This window comes from Bacillus sp. SW14, from assembly GCF_047608225.1.
GTDB lineage: Bacteria > Bacillota > Bacilli > Bacillales > Bacillaceae > Bacillus > Bacillus subtilis_G.
In genome coordinates this window covers 374,796-396,853 of record NZ_JBLKRW010000001.1, presented here as the reverse complement: position 1 = coordinate 396,853, position 22,058 = coordinate 374,796, and the positions used below count along the sequence as shown (strand labels likewise).

The 22,058-nt window shown below is 45.8% G+C and carries 21 protein-coding genes and 1 other annotated feature; of the genes, 11 read left to right on the top strand and 10 right to left on the bottom strand.

The genetic code is table 11. The features are described 5' to 3' along the window. Positions 1-13: 13 nt before the first annotated feature. The 5 genes from efeO to cidR form a co-directional block, all read right to left on the bottom strand. The gene (gene efeO / locus ACMX2I_RS02060; RefSeq protein WP_414956027.1) at positions 14-1,168 is read right to left on the bottom strand and encodes an iron uptake system protein EfeO; all 1,155 of its coding nucleotides are present in this window, start codon (positions 1,166-1,168) and stop codon (positions 14-16) included. Next, a complete protein-coding gene (locus ACMX2I_RS02055) occupies positions 1,165-2,610 on the bottom strand; it encodes an FTR1 family protein (RefSeq protein ID WP_414956026.1) in 1,446 nt (481 codons plus the stop codon). Before ACMX2I_RS02055 ends, efeO begins: the two co-directional genes overlap by 4 nt. 156 nt (positions 2,611-2,766) lie before the next feature. Then, positions 2,767-3,435 (bottom strand): thiamine phosphate synthase, encoded by a 669-nt coding sequence (thiE, locus tag ACMX2I_RS02050; protein ID WP_414956025.1) that lies wholly within the window; start codon positions 3,433-3,435, stop codon positions 2,767-2,769. Continuing rightward, positions 3,432-4,250 carry a hydroxyethylthiazole kinase gene (thiM, locus tag ACMX2I_RS02045; protein ID WP_414956024.1) on the bottom strand — a complete coding sequence of 273 codons (819 nt, stop codon included), beginning with the start codon at positions 4,248-4,250 and terminating at the stop codon, positions 3,432-3,434. The genes thiE and thiM overlap by 4 nt, the downstream gene beginning before the upstream one ends. Positions 4,251-4,257: 7 nt before the next feature. Next, a complete protein-coding gene (cidR, locus tag ACMX2I_RS02040) occupies positions 4,258-5,163 on the bottom strand; it encodes a cidABC operon transcriptional activator CidR (protein WP_414956023.1) in 906 nt (301 codons plus the stop codon). Between the two features lie 105 nt (positions 5,164-5,268). Between cidR and ACMX2I_RS02035 the strand changes: the two genes are divergently transcribed. The 4 genes from ACMX2I_RS02035 (at position 5,269) to ACMX2I_RS02020 (ending at position 7,853) form a co-directional block, all read left to right on the top strand. After that, positions 5,269-5,655 carry a CidA/LrgA family holin-like protein gene (locus ACMX2I_RS02035; RefSeq protein ID WP_087993206.1) on the top strand — a complete coding sequence of 129 codons (387 nt, stop codon included), beginning with the start codon at positions 5,269-5,271 and terminating at the stop codon, positions 5,653-5,655. Continuing rightward, positions 5,637-6,314, top strand: coding sequence for a CidB/LrgB family autolysis modulator (locus tag ACMX2I_RS02030; protein WP_087993207.1), 678 nt, complete (start codon positions 5,637-5,639; stop codon positions 6,312-6,314). The genes ACMX2I_RS02035 and ACMX2I_RS02030 overlap by 19 nt, the downstream gene beginning before the upstream one ends. Before the next feature lie 105 nt (positions 6,315-6,419). Further along, complete coding sequence (locus tag ACMX2I_RS02025) at positions 6,420-7,622, top strand: major facilitator superfamily domain-containing protein 6 (protein WP_333519043.1); 1,203 nt, start codon at positions 6,420-6,422, stop codon at positions 7,620-7,622. A gap of 33 nt (positions 7,623-7,655) precedes the next feature. Further along, a complete protein-coding gene (locus ACMX2I_RS02020) occupies positions 7,656-7,853 on the top strand; it encodes a YwbE family protein (protein WP_202327873.1) in 198 nt (65 codons plus the stop codon). Between the two features lie 33 nt (positions 7,854-7,886). On the opposite strand, the gene ACMX2I_RS02015 is transcribed toward ACMX2I_RS02020, so the two are convergent. Further along, positions 7,887-9,074 carry a class I SAM-dependent rRNA methyltransferase gene (locus ACMX2I_RS02015; protein WP_414956022.1) on the bottom strand — a complete coding sequence of 396 codons (1,188 nt, stop codon included), beginning with the start codon at positions 9,072-9,074 and terminating at the stop codon, positions 7,887-7,889. Positions 9,075-9,195: 121 nt separating this feature from the next. On the opposite strand from ACMX2I_RS02015, the gene glxA reads away from it, so the two are divergent. Further along, positions 9,196-9,576, top strand: a complete 381-nt coding sequence (gene glxA, locus ACMX2I_RS02010) for a glyoxalase GlxA (protein WP_087993211.1) — start codon at positions 9,196-9,198, stop codon at positions 9,574-9,576. 51 nt (positions 9,577-9,627) lie between these two features. Here the strand turns inward: glxA and celB are convergent, their stop codons facing one another. Beyond that, positions 9,628-10,962, bottom strand: coding sequence for a PTS cellobiose transporter subunit IIC (celB, locus tag ACMX2I_RS02005; RefSeq protein ID WP_414956021.1), 1,335 nt, complete (start codon positions 10,960-10,962; stop codon positions 9,628-9,630). 227 nt (positions 10,963-11,189) lie between these two features. Here celB and ACMX2I_RS02000 point away from each other — a divergent pair, with 227 nt between their 5' ends. From ACMX2I_RS02000 to sacY, 3 genes are all read left to right on the top strand, one after another. Further along, on the top strand, positions 11,190-13,133 hold the full coding sequence (locus tag ACMX2I_RS02000; protein ID WP_414956020.1) for a S8 family serine peptidase: 1,944 nt from the start codon (positions 11,190-11,192) through the stop codon (positions 13,131-13,133). Between the two features lie 452 nt (positions 13,134-13,585). Continuing rightward, positions 13,586-14,965 (top strand): sucrose-specific PTS transporter subunit IIBC, encoded by a 1,380-nt coding sequence (locus tag ACMX2I_RS01995; protein WP_414956019.1) that lies wholly within the window; start codon positions 13,586-13,588, stop codon positions 14,963-14,965. Positions 14,966-15,019: 54 nt separating this feature from the next. Further along, positions 15,020-15,862: a transcription antiterminator SacY gene (gene sacY / locus ACMX2I_RS01990; RefSeq protein ID WP_253268661.1), complete on the top strand. Its 843-nt coding sequence runs from the start codon at positions 15,020-15,022 to the stop codon at positions 15,860-15,862. Between the two features lie 49 nt (positions 15,863-15,911). Here the strand turns inward: sacY and ACMX2I_RS01985 are convergent, their stop codons facing one another. Both ACMX2I_RS01985 and ACMX2I_RS01980 read right to left on the bottom strand, forming a co-directional pair. Then, positions 15,912-16,772, bottom strand: coding sequence for a glycosyltransferase family 8 protein (locus ACMX2I_RS01985; protein ID WP_414956018.1), 861 nt, complete (start codon positions 16,770-16,772; stop codon positions 15,912-15,914). 110 nt (positions 16,773-16,882) lie between these two features. Then, the gene (locus tag ACMX2I_RS01980) at positions 16,883-17,596 is read right to left on the bottom strand and encodes a TIGR02206 family membrane protein (RefSeq protein ID WP_414956017.1); all 714 of its coding nucleotides are present in this window, start codon (positions 17,594-17,596) and stop codon (positions 16,883-16,885) included. A gap of 149 nt (positions 17,597-17,745) precedes the next feature. Here ACMX2I_RS01980 and ACMX2I_RS01975 point away from each other — a divergent pair, with 149 nt between their 5' ends. The 3 genes from ACMX2I_RS01975 to ACMX2I_RS01965 all read left to right on the top strand — a co-directional run bounded on the left by ACMX2I_RS01975 (position 17,746) and on the right by ACMX2I_RS01965 (position 21,273). Then, the gene (locus ACMX2I_RS01975) at positions 17,746-18,261 is read left to right on the top strand and encodes a MarR family transcriptional regulator (RefSeq protein WP_414956016.1); all 516 of its coding nucleotides are present in this window, start codon (positions 17,746-17,748) and stop codon (positions 18,259-18,261) included. Next, positions 18,256-18,468, top strand: a binding site (T-box leader). Its footprint overlaps the gene before it by 6 nt. A gap of 44 nt (positions 18,469-18,512) precedes the next feature. Beyond that, on the top strand, positions 18,513-19,751 hold the full coding sequence (gene tyrS / locus ACMX2I_RS01970) for a tyrosine--tRNA ligase (RefSeq protein WP_414956015.1): 1,239 nt from the start codon (positions 18,513-18,515) through the stop codon (positions 19,749-19,751). 154 nt (positions 19,752-19,905) lie between these two features. Then, complete coding sequence (locus ACMX2I_RS01965) at positions 19,906-21,273, top strand: M28 family metallopeptidase (RefSeq protein ID WP_414956014.1); 1,368 nt, start codon at positions 19,906-19,908, stop codon at positions 21,271-21,273. A gap of 28 nt (positions 21,274-21,301) precedes the next feature. On the opposite strand, the gene ywaC is transcribed toward ACMX2I_RS01965, so the two are convergent. Continuing rightward, positions 21,302-21,934: a GTP pyrophosphokinase YwaC gene (gene ywaC / locus ACMX2I_RS01960; protein ID WP_333561677.1), complete on the bottom strand. Its 633-nt coding sequence runs from the start codon at positions 21,932-21,934 to the stop codon at positions 21,302-21,304. Positions 21,935-22,058: the final 124 nt, after the last annotated feature.

Below are 22,058 nucleotides of genomic sequence, written 5' to 3'. Positions count from 1 at the left end.
TACAAAACTCCTTTTATAGCACATTCGCAATCTTCGACATGGTTTCAGAAAGAGTCGTCAGCTTTGTGCTCAGCTCTCTGATTTGATCTTCACTTAATTTATCATAAGACGTATAAGACTGATCATTTGATTTGTATTTTGCCATTAAAACTTCAAATTTGCTGAATTCCGTATCCAGTTTTTCCGTCAGGTCAGAGTGATCTTTAACAAGCGCGCTTTTTACTGTTTGATAAACAGCTTCGGAGCCTTCCACATTCGCCATAAGGTCGACTAAATCAATTCGTGAGTAGCGCTCCTCTTCTCCCGTGATTTTCGAAATGCCGGCTTCGTTCAGAAGCTCCATCGCGCCTGCTACCATTTGTTCAGGTGTTAATGTCAGTGATTCAATTGAACCGTCAAGCTCCTTTACATCCTTGAGAAGCTGGTCAGCTATTGCCTTTTCCCCGGAAATATCTTTATCCTTCCAGATGGCTTTCTCAAGCTTATGGAAACCTGTCCATTTGCCCCCTTCTTCTACATCATTTTCACGGGCGTCAATTTTCGGATCGAGATCACCGAGGCTTTCAGCGATCGGTTCGATTCGTTCGTAATAAACACGCGCTTTCGCGTATAACGTTTTAGATTTTTTAATATCGCCTGATTTCACAGCGCTTGTAAATGTTTCAGTCGCTTTTACAAGCTGATCGCTCTGTTCTTTGACATAGTCTTTATATTCGTCCGCTGCCTTTGCCAGCTGTTCGCTTGCCTTTTTGCTGCTCTTCTTCGCTTCTGTCAGGTCTTCTAAGGATGCTTTCAATGACTCGGATTCTGTCTTGATTTTGTCAGTATCTGGTTTGTCTTTTTGCGCTTCTGTATAGATGGGCTGAAGGTGCTTTTCGATTTCTGTATACTCGAACGGATAATCGCTGCGGATATCATTTTCAAAGGAAAGCCAGTAGCTGTTTAACTCTTTCCCCTTTTTTTCGATCTCTTGTTGGTCTCCTTTTTCCGCTGAATCATTCAGCTTGGCAATCATGGTTTCCATTTTATCTACGGATGCGGCGATCTCTTTAGTAACCCCGCTTTTTTCAGGTGAAGCTTTTTCTTTGGTTGAGGATGTGTCATTGGCTCCGCAGCCTGCTAGCGCAAGGATGCAGCCTGCTGATACAGCGATTTTTGTGAAATTCATTTTGTCAGTTCCTTTCCGTTTGTAAAATGTTTTGCCGCTTCTGAGATAAGCGCAATCAGTAAAAAGAGTAAGATCAACAATTGCGGAATCGTGCTGTACACGGACGGATAAATACCAAGCACCGATATAGACGGCAGCCAGCTTTCCGCATCAGACGGAAGAATGCCCGCCAGTTGCAGGCTGTGAACGCCTGTTCCGAGAAATTTCACGCACATATACAGGACGACCGCCATGGACAGCAGGAAAAACGGCTTTAATGGAATACGCATTCCGAGCTTGATCATCAGAACACCGACGATGACGAGAACGACAAGCCCCGCGGCAGTTCCCCCGATCAGCTCAGTGAGCGGGAGCTTCCCGACAAGGCCGATGAAAAAGATGACCGTTTCGAGCCCTTCTCTTACAACTGCCAGAAATGCAATGAGCGCAAAGGAAAGCAGGCTTCGTTTTTTAAGTGCCTGTGACTTCTGGATATTGATTTTTTCTCTCCATTTATCCATTGAGGCGTTTCTGTGCAGCCACACCCCGACATATAAAAGCATGAGAGCGGACAGTACGCCGGTGACGCCGCCAAGCAAGAAGTTGTTTTCTCCGAATACGCTGGAGGAGAACAGAAGCGTGACACCGATGCCGGCTGTCAAGGAAATAACCATGCCGGCTGACGCTCCGCCCCAGATCCATGCCGAGGAACGCGTGACAAGGGCTTTCTTTGTCATGGTCAAAAGCGCCCCGATGACTAGCAGCGCCTCCATCCCTTCACGAATCGGGATCAGCGCAGCATCCCACCAGCTGTAGCTGCTTGAAGCGATCGGCTCGAGCAATTGGATCATGTCGTCAATTTGCTTTGATACCTTTTCGGGATGGCTGCCGATCTCAGCCTTCATCAGCGCCAGATTTTCCTCTGATGTCGTATAGGCTTCTTTCGATTGGGAAACGACGTCTCCCTCAACAGCGAGCCAGGATGTAATTAAATTGTCGATTGCGGATGACGCTTCATCCAACCGGTTTTGCTCTATTAACGTTTTTGTGTCTTTTAAATTTTGAATATAGGCTGTTAAGGACGCCCTTGATTGACCCGAGGATGTCTTTTTCAGCACGACAGCCTGCTGATAGGTTTCTAGATGAGAAAAAAGCTCTTCAAGCTGTGTTTTGAGTTTATCTGCATCTTGATTAATGAAAGAAAGAGAAATCATCGCGATATTCGAGTCCATTTTGCTGTGGGAAGAAAGGTTTTCCTTTTTAATAGAAGGTTCTTCTTTTTTCCACTTTGCCTTGAATGTTTCAAACATTTGTTGTGCCGATTCCGTATCTCCGTCTTTTACGGATTCGGTCATTTGCTTGTTTAATTGAATCAGCGTAGCGATCGGATCGTCTTCCGCATATGCCGCAGAACCGAAAACCATCAACAAGCTAAATAAAATAAGCGCCAGCCCCCGAGTCATCATGCTCCTCCTATAATTGAAAATGATTATCATTGTATAACATAATCATAGCCAGTTCCTGTTTTTTGTCAATTAAAATTTGAAGGTCTGAAAACCTTGATACCACGGCAAAAAGGCTGTCCATTACGGAACAGCCTTTCGAAGAAATAAGAACGCTTATCTACCCTTTTTATACGTTTGAATGTCTTCATAAAACTTGCGTGCGGCACCCTCAGGATCATCCGCTTGACTGATGGCGCTGATCATACTGACACCGTCGGCCCCCGCTTGGATAACATGTGCTGCATTTTCGATTGTGATGCCGCCGATGCCGACAATTGGAATGCCGATGCCTTGGCGGCGAACCGCTTCGATAAGAGATACACCCTGTACGGCTTTCGTATCCTTTTTCGTTTCTGTCGGGTAGATTGGCCCGAGTCCGATATAATCCGCTCCATCTTCTTCAGCTTGCTTCACCTCAGACATTGTATGGGCGGAAACGCCAAGAATCATATCACCTATAGCACTTCTTACTTCTTTTGCGCTGGCGTCTTCCTGGCCGATGTGGACACCGTCAGCCTTCAGTTTCAGAGCCAGCTCCACATCATCATTGACAATGAAAGGAACGCCGGCTTTACGGCAGGCTTCCTGCACGTTTTTAGCGAATTCAATCCGCACCTCCCCTGTCAGCGCATCCCCGCCCTTTTCACGAAATTGGAACAGCGTGGCGCCGCCTTTTAACGCTTTTTGTACGACTGTGACAGGATCGGCTTTCGTATTGTTTGACCCCATAATGAAGTAAACAGACAATAACTTTTTCATCATTTCCCGAGAAATACGTGTCATGAGACAGTCACCCTTTCTATTGTTGCCAGTTCTTGGACGTCTTGTTCAGTAACAGATGAAAGCTTGTTCAGCAATTCAATTTGAAAGCTTCCCGGACCTTTGTCAGCTGTCTCTTGTGCGGCAAGCTGGGCTGCGACCCCATATGAAGAAATGGCAGCGATAGCAGCAAACAATGGATTTTCTTCGACAGCGCAAAACGCACCGACAACGGAAGTCAGCAGACATCCGGCGCCTGTCACTTTCGTCAGCAGCTTGTGGCCGTTATGGAGGGTATATACGTTTGACGAGTCAGCTATGACATCGACTTCGCCAGTGATCGCAATGACCGTGTTGAGCTTTTGTGCCGCCTGCTGAGTCAGGCGGATGATGTCGCCTCCGCCTTCTCCCGCATCCACACCTTTGATCAGCCAATCGGTCACGCCGACGGTATGGGCAATTTCCGCCCCGTTTCCTCTAATCGCAGAGAGGCGCACCTCACGAATGATGTCACGCGCTGATTCGGTGCGGAACGGTGTTGCTCCGGCACCGACAGGATCAAGAATGACGGGGACGCCATGTTCATTGGCTGATTTTCCCGCGATGATCATCGCTTCGACTGACTCCTTGCTCAGCGTTCCGATATTTAAAACAAGGGCTCCCGCTATCTTCGCCATGTCGGCGACCTCTTCTTTCGCGTACGCCATCACGGGCGATGCGCCAAGGGCGAGCAGTCCGTTCGCTGTAAAATTCGTAACGACATTGTTGGTTATGCTGTGCACCAGAGGGCTATGGCGGCGGACAGCAGTAAGACATTTTGCAGCTGATTGTGCATCCATGTTTGCATCATCCTTTACTTTCTTTTTTCGGGTCCCATAAATACGATTTCGTGTGTTCAAGCCAAGCTCTGGCCGCAAAGGACAAGTAGCGGTCTTTTCTCCAAATAATGGCGAGGTGCCAAGGGATGACCGGCTCAACAAGCGGGATGACTTTCACTTTTTCCAGATCAAGCCCGCGGCAGATTCGTTCCGGCAAAAGCCCGATTCCCAGGTTGGCTGACACCATCTCACTGATAAAATCCCATTGTGAGGTTTCATAAATGATATGAGGCCGGAATCCAGCCTTGATACACTCGGTCATAATTCGATTGTGCAGGACAAAATCCTCCCTGAAGAAAATAAAAGGCTCGTTCTTCAACTCACGCAGCCTGCACTCTTTTTCTTCTGCTAGCCGATGGGATGGGTGAACGACAAGCATTAAGGTTTCTTTTACGATTGTAAACGAATGAAAGATGTCTTCGTTTGCAGGAAGAACCACAACGCCGATATCGAGAGAGCCGTCTCCAACACCTTCTTGGACTTTTATAGAACCGTCTTCGACTAACTGAAAGGTGATATTCGGATAGTGTGCACGAAAATCGCCGAGCACTCTCGGGAAAAATCCCGACCCGATCATCGGCGGCAGCCCGATCCGCACATGGCCTTTCTTGACCTCCATAATATCATTTAATTCTGACGTCAGGTTTTGAAATGATTTAATAATTTCTTGCGCCTGCACATACATGCTCTGCCCGGCGTCAGTCAGTTCCACCTGCCTGCCGTTCCGGTAAAACAGCTCAATTCCGAGCTCTTCTTCTAAATTTTTGATCATTTTTGATATCGTCGGCTGCGAAACATAAAGAGATTGGGAAGCCTTCGTAAAGCTTTTTAAACGGGCGACTTCCAAAAAGTATGTTAAATGGCGGATATCCATGTGCTTCACCCTTCCTATAGACAAAAGGAATACTTATTATTCTTAATATATATTTTACCTATAGCGAGACCTTATGTACAATATGAATATAAGGGAGGCATCAATATGAAAAAACTGCTGCTAACCGTTATTCAAATCGCTCTGTTATTTATATTTGCCCGGCTGATTAATTGGGTGACAGCCCTTCTTCATATAAATATTCCCGGCAGTATAATTGGGATTGTGATTATTTTCACATTATTACACTTTAAGATTATCAAGCTTGAATGGATAGAGCTTGGCGCGGCGTGGCTTCTCGGGGAGCTGCTTTTATTTTTTATCCCGTCTGCCGTCGGAGTGATTGAATACGGAGACATTATGTCGAAATTTGGTGTCAGCATTCTGCTTGTTGTCATCATCAGCACGTTTGTCGTGATGGTGTCCACAGGAACGCTTACACAAATCATTGCAAAAAGAAAGGAGAAAAAGCATACGTGTTCATCGGAATTGTAAGTTTGTTTTTAACGGTCTTGGTGTATGTAGGAGCAAAAAAGGTATATCAACGCTTTCCGCGTGTCTATACGTCTCCGCTATTGGTAACGCCCGCTGTGTTAGTCGGTCTGCTGCTGCTGGTGAATGTCCCGTACGAGTCATATAATCTTGGCGGCGAATTGCTGACCGATATGCTTCAGCCGGCCACCGTAGCTTTTGCGATCCCGCTATATAAATATTTCCCTGTTTTGAAGAAATACGCAGTGGAAATTATTTTGAACGTAGCCGTCGGCTCATGCATCGCGATTATTTCAACTGCTCTTATTGCGAAATGGCTTCACCTCGGCACCGGCTTAATTGACAGCCTCGTCCCGAGATCAGTGACAACGCCGATCGCTATGAACGTATCTGAAATGATCGGCGGAATGCCTGCCGTCACAGCCGTGTTTGTGATTTTGACCGCTTTGTTAGGCACAGTGATCGGCCCAATGGTCATCCGCTATTTCCGTATTGATAACGAAATCGCGCGGGGCGTGCTGCTCGGCACAAGCGCACATGGAGCGGGAACGTCAAAAGCATTTGAACTCAGCTCTGTGTCCGGCACGATTTCCAGCGTGTCGATGATCTTAGCTGCGATTATGACGCTTTGCGCGGCGCCGTTTTTACTTTCATTTATGTAAGAAAAAACTGTCCTCTCGAGGGCAGTTTTTTATGTGCTTCTCCTTATTGAAAAGCTGGCAGATTACAATATAATGTAATTTGTGGATACTAAAGGAGGCACCCCCATGCATAACTTGCAGGTGAGACGGCATTACGCCGCGTTAAAAGGATTTTATTTGTTTGCCTTTCTCGGCACGGGCAGCATGATCCCCTTACTCAGCATGTATTTAACGAAAGAACAGCATTTAAGCGGATCACAGGTCGGCTTGATCATGTCACTCGGCCCGATTGTGATGATTTTCTTTCAGCCGTTTTGGGGCATGCTGAGCGACTATACGCAAAAAACGAAAAGCCTGCTGGCGGTTTGCACAGCAATCACAGGCATCATCGGATTAGGCTATATTGCATTTGACGGGTTTCCTCTTTTTATTTTAGTTGCGGCCTGTTTTGCAGTCTTTCAAAGCACGATTATTCCATTATCGGACAGCATTTCACTAAGATACACACAAGAAACAAACGGCAACTACGGCGGAATCCGCCTGTTTGGTTCTCTGGGCTTCGGCGTCGCCGTGTTTGTCATGGGACAGGTGACGAATCAGCTGTACCCCATTCACGTGATCTTTATTTTTGGCTGTGCCTTTCTCTGTATTGCCGCCATACTGGCCTCACAAATGCCGGGCCAGCAGAAGACAAAAACAAAGGTCAATATCCGCAAAGGATTCCGGGAGCTTATCAGCAACAAAACGTTCCTCATCTTTATGATCATCACCTTTACGACATTTGCTCCAAACTTAGCGAACAATACGTATTTCAGTCTTTTTCTGGACAAAAGCGGCGCGTCCCTTTCCGCTATCGGCATTTTATTTTTTATCGGCGTGATCTCGGAAATTCCATTTATGCGATTCGCCCAAACATTTATAGATAAAATGGGGCTGCTCAATGTCATTATGCTGTCAGGCGGGGTCTCATTATTCAGGTGGGCGCTCTATTTCACAGCGCCTTCATTATGGATCATTTATGCGACAGTCTTTCTTCAGGGAGTGGCCATCGGTTTATTTATCCCGGCGGCGCTTCAATACGTGAAAAAAATCACCCCAAGCCACGTTGAAGCGACGGCGTTAACCATGTACGCGGCCATCGGCAATGGATTCGGCAACTGGTTCTGTACATTTGCGGGCGGGTACATTTTTGACTACGTGTCCATCTTCGCAGTCTACCTGCTTTTTAGCATTCTGAGCATAGCAGGCTTTGGGCTGACATTCTATTTAATGAGGGCTGAAAAAAACAAAAATACACTTCATCAGCCGGCTGTTACTTTTAAACCATAATGACTATAATGAAAAAAAGAAAGGATGAGCGCGATGAACGGGCAAGAGCGAAGAAGCATTTCGAAAGGTTTACAGGTGGATATTGTATTGAAAGAAGACCAAAAAACAGGAAAACTGACGAGAGGCACAGTGAAGGATATTTTGACGAAATCAAGCTATCACCCGCACGGCATTAAAGTCCGGCTTGAAGATGGCCGCATCGGCCGCGTCCAGCAGATCATTTCTACATAAAAAAGCTGCTCCTGAACAGGGCAGCTTTTTGCTTTATTTTTTCTGCAGAAAGACCACTTTTAGGTAGTTGCCTTCCGGAAACGCCGAAATCGTTTTAAAATCCTCCGGCAGCGTAAATTCTTCAATGATTGTGTAGCGTTCATTGGTTTCTTTAAAGGCTGCATCGATAAAGCCTTTGAATTTCTTCATGCCGAAGGCGCTGCTGTTTGTTGAAGCAACGATGACGCCCTTGTCAGCTGTGATGGCGATCGTTTCCTTCAGCAGGTTTTTATAATCCTTGGCCGCGCTGAAGGTGCGTTTTTTTGTGCGCGCAAAGGAAGGCGGGTCGAGAATAATCAGATCAAAGCGCAGATCCTTTTTCGCCGCGTACGAAAAATAGTTAAACACGTCCATCACTTTAATGTCGTGTGCCTCGTAATCCAGCTTGTTCACGCTGAATTGCTCGATCGTTTTGGCCAGGCTCCGGTTTGCCACGTCCACGCTTGTTGTTTTCTCCGCTCCGCCAAGCGCAGCTGCCACGGAGAATGCCCCCGTATAAGAAAACGTGTTTAAGACGGTTTTTCCTTCTGCATAGCGGTCTCTGATCGCCTTGCGCACATGTCTTTGATCCAAAAAGATGCCTGTCATGGCGCCTTCATTCAGATCTACCGCATATTGAATGCCATTTTCCTGAATAATGATCGGGAATTCGCCTCTTTTCCCCTTCACGAAGTCATCATCTTCGACGTATTGCCCAGCCGTGTCGAAGCGCTTTTTCTCGTAAATCGCTTGATAATCCAGATCAAGCTCATCCAAAGCGGAAATCAGCATATCTTTAAAGGCGTAAATGCCTTTGCTGTACCATTGAACCAGCAGATACCCGCCATAATAGTCGATGGTGACGCCGCCGATGCCGTCACCCTCACCATTGAACATACGGAAAGCTGTTGTGTCTTGAGCCTCGAAAAGTTTGGCGCGCGCTTCGATCGCTTTAATTAATTTGCTGAGAAAAAATGCTTGGTCTATCTGTTCTTGTTTATTGCGGGTAAGCGTCCAGCCGACCCCTTTGTTTTGCAGGCCGTAATAACCCCGCGCGAGAAACTCGCCGCTCTCTGACACGATATCAACGAGGTCTCCTTCTTTCACGTGCCCCGCACTCCCTGCGAGAGCTTCCTTATCGATGAGCGGATAGCCTTTTTTGATTTTTGCAGCATGTGCTTTCTTTAGAGTGAGTAGCTTCATATCTGTTCGTCCTCTTTCTGTTTGCTTTCTCTTATCGTACCACAAAACGCCAAGATGTCTGCATTGACAGAAAGGAAAGGTTTTTCTACGATAGACAAAAAGAGTTACGAGGAGGAGCAGCATGGCAAAACGAATTGACCATACAGGCATTATGGTAAGGGATATCAACGCGTCCATCACATTTTATGAAGAGGTTCTCGGCATGAAATTGAAGGATCGCATCACTCACACGAACGGTATAATCGAGCTTGCTTTTCTTGGCTTTGAAGACGGGCCGGAAACAGAAATCGAACTGATTCAAGGCTATAGCAGCGAGCTTCCCGCCGAAGGAAAAGTGCACCACATTGCCCTGCTGACGGATGACATCGCGGCTGAATATACAAAAGCGGAAAGAATGAACGCGAAATTTATCGACGAAGAGATCACAACCCTTCCAAACGGATACCGTTATTTCTATATCGAAGGTCCTGACGGTGAATGGATTGAGTTCTTTCAGCGGTAAGAAAAAAGCAGCATAACGCTGCTTTTTTTCGTTAATTAAATGCTTACAAAATCACAAAACATTCTTATCCCCAGATTCAATCCCACTTTCTTCACGCCATTTTTGATGGTCCCATATTCTGAAAAACGGATAGTAGATCGCACAGGTGACCACAAGATTCACCAGCTGCATAACGGCTCCGGATACTTTTCCGCCTGTCGCCAGGTAGCCTGATATGAGAGGAGGCATCGTCCATGGCACGGCGATTCCCGCCGGCCTTGCCACCAGTCCTGTGCTCATGCCGATATAGGTTGCGGTAATCGTGAGGAGCGGCGCGATGATGAATGGAACGATGAGGAGCGGGTTCATGACAATCGGCATGCCGAAAATGATCGGCTCGTTGATATTAAATAGCGCAGGTCCAATCCCTAGTCGGCCAAGCTGCTTCATTTGTTTGCTCCGGGAGCGTACCAGCATCGTCAGAACAAGCGCCAGCGTCGCTCCGCTTCCGCCGACATTAATCCAAATTTGAAAAAACTGGGCCGTAAAAATACTCGGCATCGCCTCTCCCGCTTGGAACGCGAGACGGTTGGCATCCATCGCGCCATACCAAATCGGCGCCATAATTCCGCCAATGATGGAAGCTCCGTGAATCCCGCACGACCACAGCAACATCTGCACAAATTCAGCGATCAGGCTTCCGCCGAGACTGCCTCCAAGGATGGAAAGCGGCGTGCCAAGCAAGTCTCCTACGACATTATGCAGGCTCTGAAAAGGCGTCATTTCAATCAGAAGACGCGCCAGCCACACGAGAAACACAATGATAAAACCGGGAATCAGCGCGACAAATGATTTGCTTACCGCCGGCGGCACGCCGTCTGGCATTTTGAAGACGATATTTTTTTGAATAATGTACCGATAGATTTCAGTCGAAAACAAAGCGATCAGCATGGCGACAAATAAACCCTTGCTGCCAAGCAATGTAATCGGAATTCCGCCCCCGACCATGATGGATTCCGTTGAGCCATCCGGCGTAAACGGCACCTCAAACGGCGTTGCCAACAGAAATGCGGCAATTGATATCGCGCCGGCCGACAGCGCATCAACACCATAGCTTTCCGCCAGCCGATAGGCGATTCCAAATGCGGCGATCATCGCCATAATATCAAACGAAGCATTAACAGGATAACCGAGTTTATCGGCCCACTGATCTCCAAACACACTCGCCATGAAATCAGCATAACCGGTAATCGGCAGGCTCGTTAAAATCAAAAAGACAGACCCGATAATAATCAGCGGCATGGTCAGGATAATGCCGTCACGCAAAGCGCTGAGATGCCGCTGCCCGGCAATTTTCCCAGCGACAGGCATGATTTTTTCTTCCATCACCCGAGTGAATGCGCTCATCTGAAAAGCCCCCTTTTTGCATTGCTTTGTAAACAACCTTCGCAATGTTTTCTTTATCTTATTTTGAAAACACTTACAAATTCATTTGGAAAATTTCCTCTTCCTGCGGAAAAAACCTGCGTTCTGCTCTACAGTCCTGTCAATGAAGAAATTTTTCCTCCTAACTATTAAACTCTCTTTTTTCTCCGATATATATATCAAACATCATAGAAAGAAGGAGATGAATCATGAAAAACGTGTCGTGCAAGCTTGTCATATCAGTCACTCTGTTTTTCAGTTTTCTCGCCATAGGCCCTTTCGCGCATGCGCAAAACAGCAGCGGGAAAGAAGTTATTGTGGTTTATAAAAATAAGGCCGGCAAGGAAACTGTCCTTGACAGCGATGCAGAGGTTGAACAGCAGTATAAGCATCTTCCCGCGGTAGCGGTCACAGCAGATCAGGAGACAGTGAAAGAATTAAAACAGGATCCTGATATTTTGTATGTCGAAAACAATGTCTCATTCACCGCAGCAGGCAGCACAGATTTCAAAGTGCTGACAGACGACACTGAGGATGAGGACACTGAAAATTTTGAACAATGGAACCTTGAACCCATTCAAGTGAAACAGGCTTGGAAAGCAGGACTGACTGGCAAAGGTGTCAAAATCGCAGTCATTGACAGCGGGATCTCCCCCCACGAAGACCTGTCGATTGCCGGCGGGTATTCAGCTGCCAGTTACACCTCTTCTTACAAAGATGATAACGGCCACGGAACACATGTCGCTGGGATTATCGGAGCCAAGCATAATGGCTACGGAATTGACGGCATCGCACCGGAAGCCCAAATATACGCGGTTAAAGCGCTTGATCAGAACGGTTCGGGGGATCTTCAAAGCCTTCTCCAAGGAATCGACTGGTCGATCACACACGGGATGGACATCGTCAATATGAGCCTTGGCACGACCTCAGACAGCCAAATCCTTCATGACGCCGTGGACAAAGCTTATGAACAAGGCATTCTGCTTGTCGCCGCCAGCGGTAACGATGGGAACGGCAAGCCAGTGAACTATCCGGCGGCATACAGCAGTGTCGTCGCTGTTTCAGCGACAAACGAAAAGAATCAGCTTGCCGGATTCTCAACCACTGGAGATGAAGTTGAATTTTCAGCGCCGGGAACCAACATCACGAGCACTTACTTACATCAATACTATGCGACAGGAAGCGGAACTTCCCAAGCGACGCCGCACGCCGCTGCCATGTTTGCTTTGTTACAGCAGCATCATCCTGCCGAGACAAACGTGCAGCTTCGCGCAGAAATGAAAAAAAATATCATTGATCTTGGAACCACAGGCCGCGATCAGCAATTTGGCTATGGGATGATCCAGTATAAAGCGCAGAAAGCAGATTCTGCATACGCTGCGGCAGAGCAAGCGGTGAAAAAAGCGGAACAAACAAAAACACAAACAGATATCAACAAAGCGAGAGAACTCGTCAGCCAGCTGCCGGATTCTGACGCCAAAACAGCCCTGCAAAAAAGACTGGATAAAGTACAGTCATTCAGAAATGTAAAAGACGCGAAAGACAAAGTCGTAAAAGCTGAAAAATATAAAACACAGCAAACCGTTGATACAGCACAAACTGCCATAAACAAGCTGCCGAACGGAACAGACAAAAAGAACCTGCAAAAACGTTTAGACCAAGTAAAACGCTATATCGCATCAAAGCAGGCGAAAGAGAAAGTGGCGAAAGCGGAAAAAAGCAAAAAGAAAACAGATGTTAACAGCGCACAATCAGCAGTCAGCAAGCTGCCGGCAGGTTCAGAAAAAACGTCCCTGCAGAAGCGCCTTGCCAAAGTAAAAAGCACCAATTTGAAAACAGCGAAGCAATCCGTATCTGCAGCAGAAAAGAAATCAACTCATGCCAATGCGGCAAAAGCACAATCAGCCGTCAATCAGCTTCAATCAGGCAAGGATAAAACGTCATTGCAAAAACGGTTAGACAAAGTGAAGAAAAAAGCGGCCGCAGCCGAAGTGAAAAAAGTTGAAACTGCCAAAGCAAAAGTGAAGAAAGCGGAAAAAGCCAAAACGAAAAAAGCAAAGACATCCGCTCAGTCTGCAGTGAATCAATTACAAAAATCCAATGAAAAAACAAAGCTGCAAAAACGGCTAAATGCCGTCAAACCGAAAAAGTAACCAAAAAGCCTTTAAGACTTGTATTCTAGGTTTTAAAGGCTTTTTCCATTGTAAGAACATCACACACAACCATTTTCCCATACACCGCACAGGCTTTTCCTACTATTGCTATCCAGCCATGAACAGCATAAAATGTACGTTATTACAGTTATCGCCACATATGGAGGGATTGTGACTGGTCAGCAGGCAAGACCCAATGATGCAAAGGGAGTATTAGTGCCTAATAAACAGGGCATTTTTTACCCTTCTTTTCGTGTTGGGCTCATAACGGCGCCATGGACAACCCCTATTCCTATTTTCATGCTCCGTCACCGACGCGGGCATTTTTTGTTGTCCCTGCTCGTTTTGTCATTTTGAGCCGGTATTTCTCACTTTTTTCATTTTGATTGTCAACTTTTCATTTGATACGATGAACAAGCCGACTTTTCTTCAGCAAAGGAGGTTTTGATTGCTTGCAAAAAGAGATTGCAAAAGAATTATTCCTCCTCACAGGAGGAAAGAGCAATATCATCAGCATCAGCCATTGTACGACCCGTCTTCGTTTTGAGGTAAAAGACGAGACGAAAATCGATATACATGCCATTAAACAGCTGCAAGGTGTGCAGGGCACCTTTTTCCGATATGGGTTATTCCAGATTATCTTCGGTGCAGGCGTCGTCAACAAAATATATAAAGAACTCGTTCACGTGTGGGAGACCGCGCCATCTGAAGAGCCTGGCCAACAGAAAAAGGCCAGCCGGAAGCTGACCCCTGTCGCAGCATTCGCGAAAACGCTGTCCGATATTTTTGTGCCGATTATCCCGGCAATCACAGCAAGCGGCCTGCTCATGGGGCTGATTGGCATGATTAAGGTGTTTCACTGGTTTGCAGCCGGCAGCCCTTGGATCAAAATGCTCGACCTCGTGTCCAGCACAGCCTTTATTTTGCTGCCGATTTTGGTTGGCTTCAGTGCCGCACGGCAATTTGGCAGCAATCCCTATTTAGGGGCAGTGATAGCCGGGCTCCTGACGCATCCCGATCTTCTGGACCCGTCTATGCTCGGCAGCAAAACCCCCGCTTCTTTAGATGTATGGGGGCTACATATTCCAATGATGGGCTATCAAGGCTCCATTATACCGATTCTTTTTTCCGTTTATGTCATGAGCCGAATCGAGAAGCTATTAAAGTCGATAGTGCCGAAGTCGCTTGATGTCGTCATCATTCCCTTTACTACGATCTTGATGACTGGGTTTCTCGCGCTGATTGTCATGAATCCCGCCGCGTCCATCATCGGCCAGATCATGACACAGTCGATTGTCTATATTTATGATCACGCCGGCATTGCCGCAGGTGCCCTATTCGGCGGCATCTACTCCACTGTCGTTCTATCTGGCTTGCATCATAGCTTTTATGCGATTGAAGCAACGCTGCTTGCTGACCCGCATGTCGGTGTGAATTTTTTAGTGCCGATATGGTCGATGGCGAATGTGGCCCAAGGCGGAGCGGGACTTGCGGTCTTTTTCAAAACGAAACAATCAAGCCTGAAAAAAATTGCGCTCCCTGCTGCCCTCACCGCGTTTTTAGGCATTGTGGAGCCCATTGTGTTCGGGGTAAATGTCAAACTGATCCGTCCCTTTATCGGAGCTGCCATCGGCGGCGCTATTGGCGGAGCATACGTGGTTGCGGTACATGTCGTGTCGAATTCCTACGGGCTGACAGGCATTCCGATGATTTCAATCGTGCTGCCGTTCGGCGCCGCCAATTTTGTTCATTATATGATCGGTTTTTTGATCGCGGCCGTCTCTGCTTTTATAGCTACATTGTTTCTCGGGTTTAAAGAAGAGACAGAATAACTGGATTTATTCGTTTTCATTCATAAAACGGGGGATGAAAGGACAAAAAAAGCTATGAAAATTAAAAGAATCTTAAATCATAATGCTATTGTCGTAAAGGATCAAAGTGAAGAGAAGATTCTCTTAGGTGCGGGAATTGCGTTCGACAAAAAGAAAAATGATATTGTCGATCCGTCGAAAATAGAAAAAACCTTTGTTAGAAAAGATACAGCTGACTATAAGCAGTTCGAAGAGATTTTAGAAACATTGCCGGAAGACCATATTCAGATTTCTGAGCAAATTATCTCCCATGCCGAAAAAGAGCTGAACATTAAAATCAACGAGCGCATTCACGTCGCTTTTTCAGACCATCTTTCCTTTGCGATCGAACGCCTGAGCAATGGAATGGTGATCAAAAATCCGCTGCTGAATGAGATCAAAGTCCTTTATCCGAAGGAATTTCAGATCGGCTTGTGGGCCAGAACGCTGATTAAAGATAAACTCGGGATTCACATTCCTGACGATGAAATCGGCAATATCGCCATGCATATCCACACAGCAAGAAACAATGCCGGTGATATGACACAGACGCTAGATATTACAACCATGATCCGTGATATCATCGAAATTATTGAAATTCAGCTGTCGATCAATATTGTAGAAGATACCATTTCTTATGAACGGCTTGTGACCCATCTTCGCTTTGCGATCCAGCATATAAAAGCGGGGGAATCCATTTACGAGCTGGACGCAGAAATGATCGACATTATTAAAGAGAAGTTTAAGGATGCATTCCTCTGTGCCCTAAGCATCGGTACATTTGTAAAGAAGGAATACGGCTTTGTGTTTCCTGAAAAAGAATTATGCTATATCGCCATGCATATTCAGCGATTTTACCAACGGTCAGTCGCACGCTGAGGCAAAAAAAAACGCTTTTGAGATCATCAAAAGCGTTTTTATATTCAGTTTATTGGTTGATCGCCGGATTGCTGATTGTATTCCACTTCGTATACGACATGTAATGGAAATACTGTTCGCGATACGGGTGTTTCGTATTGGAATTCCAAGGCTTTTCTCCGCCGCAGAAGTGGACAATGGCCGGGTTCTCTCTCGTTTCTCTATAAAGCTTCTGGCCTGACAGCGTCGCAGGCGTTTTTTGTTTTAATATGATATAGGTTTGAGCGTTCCAGCGCGGATGAAGTTCATACCACTGATCATACAAGATCGCATTCAGCGCATCTTGGTCGTGAAGCACAAGAAAGTCTTCAGACGGGTTTTCATTGATAAAGTTGATGACTTTTTCAGTGATGTTTTGCTTTCTCCAAGAATCAAAATCAATAATCATCATACCTGAATTAAAATACTTCCCTGTATCACTGACGTTCATTTCTTTCAGGCGTTCATGCTGCCCCGCATCCTCAACTGCAGCGACCGTATATGGCGCAATATCCAAATCCCACAGTTTCGAAATATCTTCCAGAATAATTGCATCACAATCGATATAAATCATTCGTTTGATACTCTCATCCTTAATTAAGTCAGGAATTGAGATGCGGTAATACGCCGCTTTTGTAATATGGCTGCTTTCCACCGCATGTTCATACATGTTGGCATCCACTTCTAAAAATTCAATCGGCACGCCGAATTTCAATGTGGTTTCTTCCAGCCTTTTTTTGTTATCAGGCTCGATTCCTCCATCAATCACATATAGCTTTACTTCTCTGTTCTGGTCCATATTTGTCAATAAAGAAACGAACATTCCACCTAAATGACGAGCATAATTATCATCAGCGCATGACACGATATGCATAATTTCATCTTTCTTCAATGGTATTCATCTCCCTTTGTGTTGTACAAGTTACATTCCCGATTTCAGAAAATTAAACACTATTCATCAATACTTTTTTAGACAGAATGTGCTATACAACAAAAAAGGCGTCATGTTTTAAACCTGCGATAAAGCCAATAAAGAATGTAAAAGCATGCGATCGTAATGGCTTCAGCCGAGGCGATATACCACGGCCACGGCCCGAGAACATCCAAAAGAGAAGAGCCCCCCGGTTTTTTCGTCAAATACATATAATTCGCGCCAAGCCAGCGATCAAGCAAATAAATACAGACCCCGTACACATTGACAATGAGGACGGTCACCCACAAAGAACGCTGTCTGAGCCTGTACGTCCCAATTACCGTCATCAGCAGGCAGGAGAGAAACACAGATCCGTGCGAAATAAAAAAGAGGATATACCGGATATGCGGAAAAGAAAACATACCGAGATCAGGAGTGGCAAGAGCCTGAATCGAACTGCCGATGCCGACAAAGTATAAAAATATAAACAGCTTCCTGCTTTTGGTCACCAGCATAATGGCCGACAAATACACCGACAGGTCACTAAGCTGGAGAGGCAATGAAGTCCGCACCGACCACCTGCCCGTGGCGATCATCCATATTTGATAACCGATTTGCGAGCCAAGCAGCAGAAACACAAACAAATAACGCAAAAACCGGCTGACCTTAGGCCGCTTGACCGCCTCGCGGAACAGAAACAACAGAATGGCCAAAAGAGCGATGATCGCTAACGTTACCACATGCTCTGCTGAAAAAAGGTGAAATGGATCATGTTTATAGACGGATTGAACATATTTTTGCAAGATTGCACCCCGTTTGCGAGTTTTTGTTTATTTTGGTGTTGTGGGGGCCTTTTTTATTCAACCGATATATAGGCTTGAAGTTCAAATCGGTCTCTGTTACAATTCATTTCATAGCTAATGATTCTGATAATTTAAGGCAGGCCTAAAAAATGGAACGTTCCTATCAACATCAGCAGCTTCGGAAAGAAGAACATGACACACTTTCTAAGCTTAAACAAATGCCCGTTGAGTCACTCAACCTGGAAGCCATATCGATTGCGACGAATTTGTATCGGTCTGCGCAAAAGCTCCGTGTCAAAATGGAGACTGAGGTTCTTTCTTCCTATAGTCTTTCTTGGACCGCTTTCTCCATTCTTTATGATCTATGGATATGGGGAGCGCTCGAAACGAGAAAAATTGCTGAGCTGTCAGGCATTTCAACAGCTACCGCAAGCAACGTGATCAAAACGCTCGAAAGAAAGAATTTTTGCAGCAAAAGCATCGACACAAGAGATCGACGGCTCGTGTTTGTCTCCATCACCGATTCCGGAAAACAAGCGATCGAAGAGCTCTACCCGGAGTTTCACAAAGGGGAAACAGAGCTCATTGCGGGTATGACGAAGAACGAACAGAAAACATTGACAGAGCTGCTTAGAAAGGTAGCTGACAATCTTCATACAACATAAGCTTTGACGGGAATCCAGTAGCGTTTTGTCTCCCTGTTTCAGAGAGCCGGCGGAAGGTGCGAGCCGGCGCACAGGCAACCGTGAATTACCTCCCCGAGCTTTCTTTGTGAACCTTAGTAGCAAAGAACGGGAAACCGTTATTCGAATGAGCGGAAGACGATGTCTTCAACCAGGGTGGTACCGCGTGCATTGAGCCACGTCCCTTATCGGGATGGGCTCTTTTTTGTGTTTCTAAAAAAGGAGGATGAACGATGAAAACATTTGATCAGCTTACAGCTGCACAGCAAAAAGAAGTCGAAAGACAGCTTCAGTTATACATGACAGGCGCCCATGAGGTCATACCGCCGGAGGAATTAAAGGCCAAGCTAGTCAAATCCGTTTCCACAGGCACACCGCTTAAAATTAAGCTCGGATTAGATCCGTCTGCACCGGATGTACATTTGGGCCATACAGTTGTGTTAAACAAGCTTCGCCAATTTCAAGAAAACGGCCACATTGTCCAGCTGTTAATAGGGGATTTCACAGGAAAAATCGGTGATCCGACCGGAAAATCAGCAGCCAGAAAGCAGCTGACTGATGAAGAAGTTCAGCACAACGCCAAAACATACTTTGAGCAATTCGGGAAAGTTCTGGATCCAGAAAAAATCGAGCTTCACTACAACTCGAAATGGCTGAAAACATTGAATCTGGAAGATGTCATTGAATTGGCAGGCAAAATAACGGTAGCCCGCCTGATGGAACGCGACGATTTTGAAGAACGAATTGCCATGCAAAAACCGATCTCGCTTCATGAATTCTTTTACCCGTTGATGCAGGGATACGATTCCGTCGTTCTCGAAAGCGATATTGAATTAGGCGGGACAGACCAGCATTTCAATGTGCTGATGGGGCGGCATTTCCAAGAACGATACAACAAAGAAAAACAAGTCGTCATCCTTATGCCGCTCTTGGAAGGCTTAGACGGGGTTGAAAAAATGTCGAAGTCAAAAAATAACTACATCGGCATTGATGAACATCCAAATGACATGTACGGAAAAACGATGTCACTGCCCGACAGCCTGATGAAAAAGTACATCCAATTGGCAACGGACTTAGAGCTTGAGGAGAAAAAACAGCTCGTGAAAGACCTAGAAACCGGCGCTGTTCATCCGCGGGATGCCAAAATGCTTTTAGCCAAAACAATCGTCCGAATGTATCACGGAGCCGAAGCGGCTGAAGCTGCCGAACACTCGTTTAAAACAGTCTTTCAGGAAAACAGCCTGCCTGATGATATTCCGGCTGTCCAATGGGAAGGCGAGAAAACATTATCGATTGTCGATCTGCTAGTCACATTAGAGCTCCTCTCTTCGAAGAGCGAGGCACGCCGCATGCTTCAAAACGGCGGTGTCCGAATTGACGGAGAGAAAATAACAGATATTCACGCCAATGCGGAGATAAAGGAGAATATGATCATCCAAGTCGGCAAACGCAAGTTTTTAAAACTCCAATAGATTGATATCCCAAAACGCTTATGACCCTTCATTCATAAGCGTTTTTTTACAGGTATTAAGCACTGTCTTTTCAAAAACGCTCTCCTTTTTGCAGGAAATTCCCTTAGTATCCCGAAATATTCCCCATCCATACATTAGGGGAGGTTTCTTTTTGATGAAAAAACTTTTAACTGTCATGACGATGGCCGTTTTAACTGCCGGTACGATTCTCATGTCGGCACAGAGCGTCACCCCTGCCGCCCGCGCTGTTCAAATATCAGATAACGAGCGGGAGCTTCCATTTCACGCAAAGCGTGCGTACTCAACCATTTCTCAGCTTAGTGAAACAATTGGCCCCAGATTAGCCGGAACTGCCGCTGAAAAAAAGAGTGCCCTTTTGATCGCTTCATCCTTGAGAAAATTAAAGTTTGATGTGAAGGTTCAACGATTCGGTATTCCTGACCGGCTGGAGGGAACGCTTTCTTCAGAAGGACACGATATTCTTCTCCTAGCGGCATCAGGCTCAGCCCCTACTGATGAAAAAGGGCTGACGGCTCCGCTTTACAATGCCGGCTTGGGCTATCCAAAGGACTTCACCGCTGACGCCAAGGGCAAAATCGCCTTGATTTCCAGAGGAGACCTTACATTTTACGAGAAAGCGAAAAATGCCCAAACCGCCGGAGCCAAGGCTGTCATCATTTATAACAACAAAGAAAGCCTCGTGCCTGTGACGCCAAACCTGTCAGGCAATGAAGTCGGCATTCCCGTCGTCGGAATTAAAAAAGAAGACGGCGAAACCCTTACCCAGCAAAAAGAAGCAACCTTAAACCTAAAAGCAATCACAAACCAGACCTCCCAGAACATCATCGGTATCAAAAAACCGAAAAACATCAAACATCCAGACATTGTATACGTGACGGCCCATTACGACAGTGTTCCTTTTTCGCCCGGAGCAAACGACAATGGCTCAGGAACCTCTGTCATGCTGGAAATGGCGCGCGTCTTAAAAAGCCTTCCTTCCGACAAAGAAATCCGCTTTATCGCTTTTGGCGCTGAAGAGCTTGGCCTGCTCGGCTCCTCCCACTATGTAGATCATCTATCGGAAAAAGAGTTGAAACGAAGCAAAGTAAACTTCAACTTAGACATGGTAGGCACAAGCTGGGAAAAAGCGTCTGAGCTGTATGTCAACACATTGGACGGCCAATCTAACGATGTTTGGGAATCCAGCCATACGGCGGCTGAAAAAATTGGATTTGACAGCTTGTCTCTCACACAGGGAGGATCATCTGATCATGTACCGTTCCACGAAGCTGGCATTGATTCCGCCAACTTTATTTGGGGAGACCCTGAAACCGAAGAAGTTGAGCCGTGGTACCACACCCCTGAAGACTCGATTGAACATATCAGCAAAGAACGCCTTCAGCAAGCCGGCGATCTTGTGACAGCCGCTGTCTATCAGGCTGTGAAAAAAGAAAAGAAACAAAAAGCCATTAAAAAACAAATGAAGGCCAAAGCCTCCGACATTTATGAAGATATCAAATAAAGAAGACGGCACTTTGCTGCCGTCTTTTCTAATCCACTTCTTTCTTAATCCCCAGCATTTTCTCATCTAAATAATGGGCGATCTCCGCGGCTTCCTTCAGCTCATCTGTTAATGGCTTAGGAACGTCATTGTTCAATTTATAGTAAATTTTATGCTCAAGACTCGCCCAAAAATCCATCGCGATCGTCCGAATTTGAATTTCCGCTTTGACGTATTCCACACGGTTCGTTAAATTCACAGGCATCTCAATGATTAAATGCAGGCTTCGGTAGCCGTTCGGTTTTGGCGTCTGGATATAATCCTTCACCTTTATGATTCGCAGGTCATCATGCTGCTTTAAGACATTCACGACATTATAAATATCCGAAATAAAGGAGCAAATGATGCGAACACCGGCAATGTCGTGAATGTGCTCCTTCATTTCCTTCGTCGTAATCTCGCAGCCCTTTCTCATTAACTTATTCACGATGCTTTCAAAGCTTTTGACACGGGATTTCGTATGTTCAATCGGGTTGTGTCCGTGAATGAGGTTATATTCCTGGCTGATAATTGAGAACTTTGTATCCAGTGCATCAAGCGCAAATTTATAAACTAATAATTCATTTTTCCAATCTTCCATTACCGTTTTTAAATCGTCCATATGCGTTACAGATAAATCCATTTTCGTCATCTCCTTTAACGGATCTTTATCCGCTGTCCATGTACTAGACGGCCCTGCTTCCAGTATGGTTCTATGAATTTTTTTACAAAATGCGGTCGAATGTAACAAAAAAAGACCGCACGAA

Excerpts from the sequence above, each read along its gene's own strand:
- ACMX2I_RS02025 (WP_333519043.1), top strand. The coding sequence starts at position 6,420 with ATGCATAACTTGCAGGTGAGACGGCATTACGCCGCGTTAAAAGGATTT.
- thiE (WP_414956025.1), bottom strand. The coding sequence starts at position 3,435 with ATGACACGTATTTCTCGGGAAATGATGAAAAAGTTATTGTCTGTTTAC.
- ACMX2I_RS02035 (WP_087993206.1), top strand. The coding sequence starts at position 5,269 with ATGAAAAAACTGCTGCTAACCGTTATTCAAATCGCTCTGTTATTTATA.
- thiM (WP_414956024.1), bottom strand. The coding sequence starts at position 4,250 with ATGGATGCACAATCAGCTGCAAAATGTCTTACTGCTGTCCGCCGCCAT.
- ACMX2I_RS02015 (WP_414956022.1), bottom strand. The coding sequence starts at position 9,074 with ATGAAGCTACTCACTCTAAAGAAAGCACATGCTGCAAAAATCAAAAAA.
- ACMX2I_RS02055 (WP_414956026.1), bottom strand. The coding sequence starts at position 2,610 with ATGACTCGGGGGCTGGCGCTTATTTTATTTAGCTTGTTGATGGTTTTC.
- ACMX2I_RS01975 (WP_414956016.1), top strand. The coding sequence starts at position 17,746 with ATGGAACGTTCCTATCAACATCAGCAGCTTCGGAAAGAAGAACATGAC.
- efeO (WP_414956027.1), bottom strand. The coding sequence starts at position 1,168 with ATGAATTTCACAAAAATCGCTGTATCAGCAGGCTGCATCCTTGCGCTA.
- ACMX2I_RS01965 (WP_414956014.1), top strand. The coding sequence starts at position 19,906 with ATGAAAAAACTTTTAACTGTCATGACGATGGCCGTTTTAACTGCCGGT.
- ACMX2I_RS02000 (WP_414956020.1), top strand. The coding sequence starts at position 11,190 with ATGAAAAACGTGTCGTGCAAGCTTGTCATATCAGTCACTCTGTTTTTC.
- ywaC (WP_333561677.1), bottom strand. The coding sequence starts at position 21,934 with ATGGATTTATCTGTAACGCATATGGACGATTTAAAAACGGTAATGGAA.
- cidR (WP_414956023.1), bottom strand. The coding sequence starts at position 5,163 with ATGGATATCCGCCATTTAACATACTTTTTGGAAGTCGCCCGTTTAAAA.
- tyrS (WP_414956015.1), top strand. The coding sequence starts at position 18,513 with ATGAAAACATTTGATCAGCTTACAGCTGCACAGCAAAAAGAAGTCGAA.
- sacY (WP_253268661.1), top strand. The coding sequence starts at position 15,020 with ATGAAAATTAAAAGAATCTTAAATCATAATGCTATTGTCGTAAAGGAT.
- celB (WP_414956021.1), bottom strand. The coding sequence starts at position 10,962 with ATGAGCGCATTCACTCGGGTGATGGAAGAAAAAATCATGCCTGTCGCT.
- glxA (WP_087993211.1), top strand. The coding sequence starts at position 9,196 with ATGGCAAAACGAATTGACCATACAGGCATTATGGTAAGGGATATCAAC.
- ACMX2I_RS02020 (WP_202327873.1), top strand. The coding sequence starts at position 7,656 with ATGAACGGGCAAGAGCGAAGAAGCATTTCGAAAGGTTTACAGGTGGAT.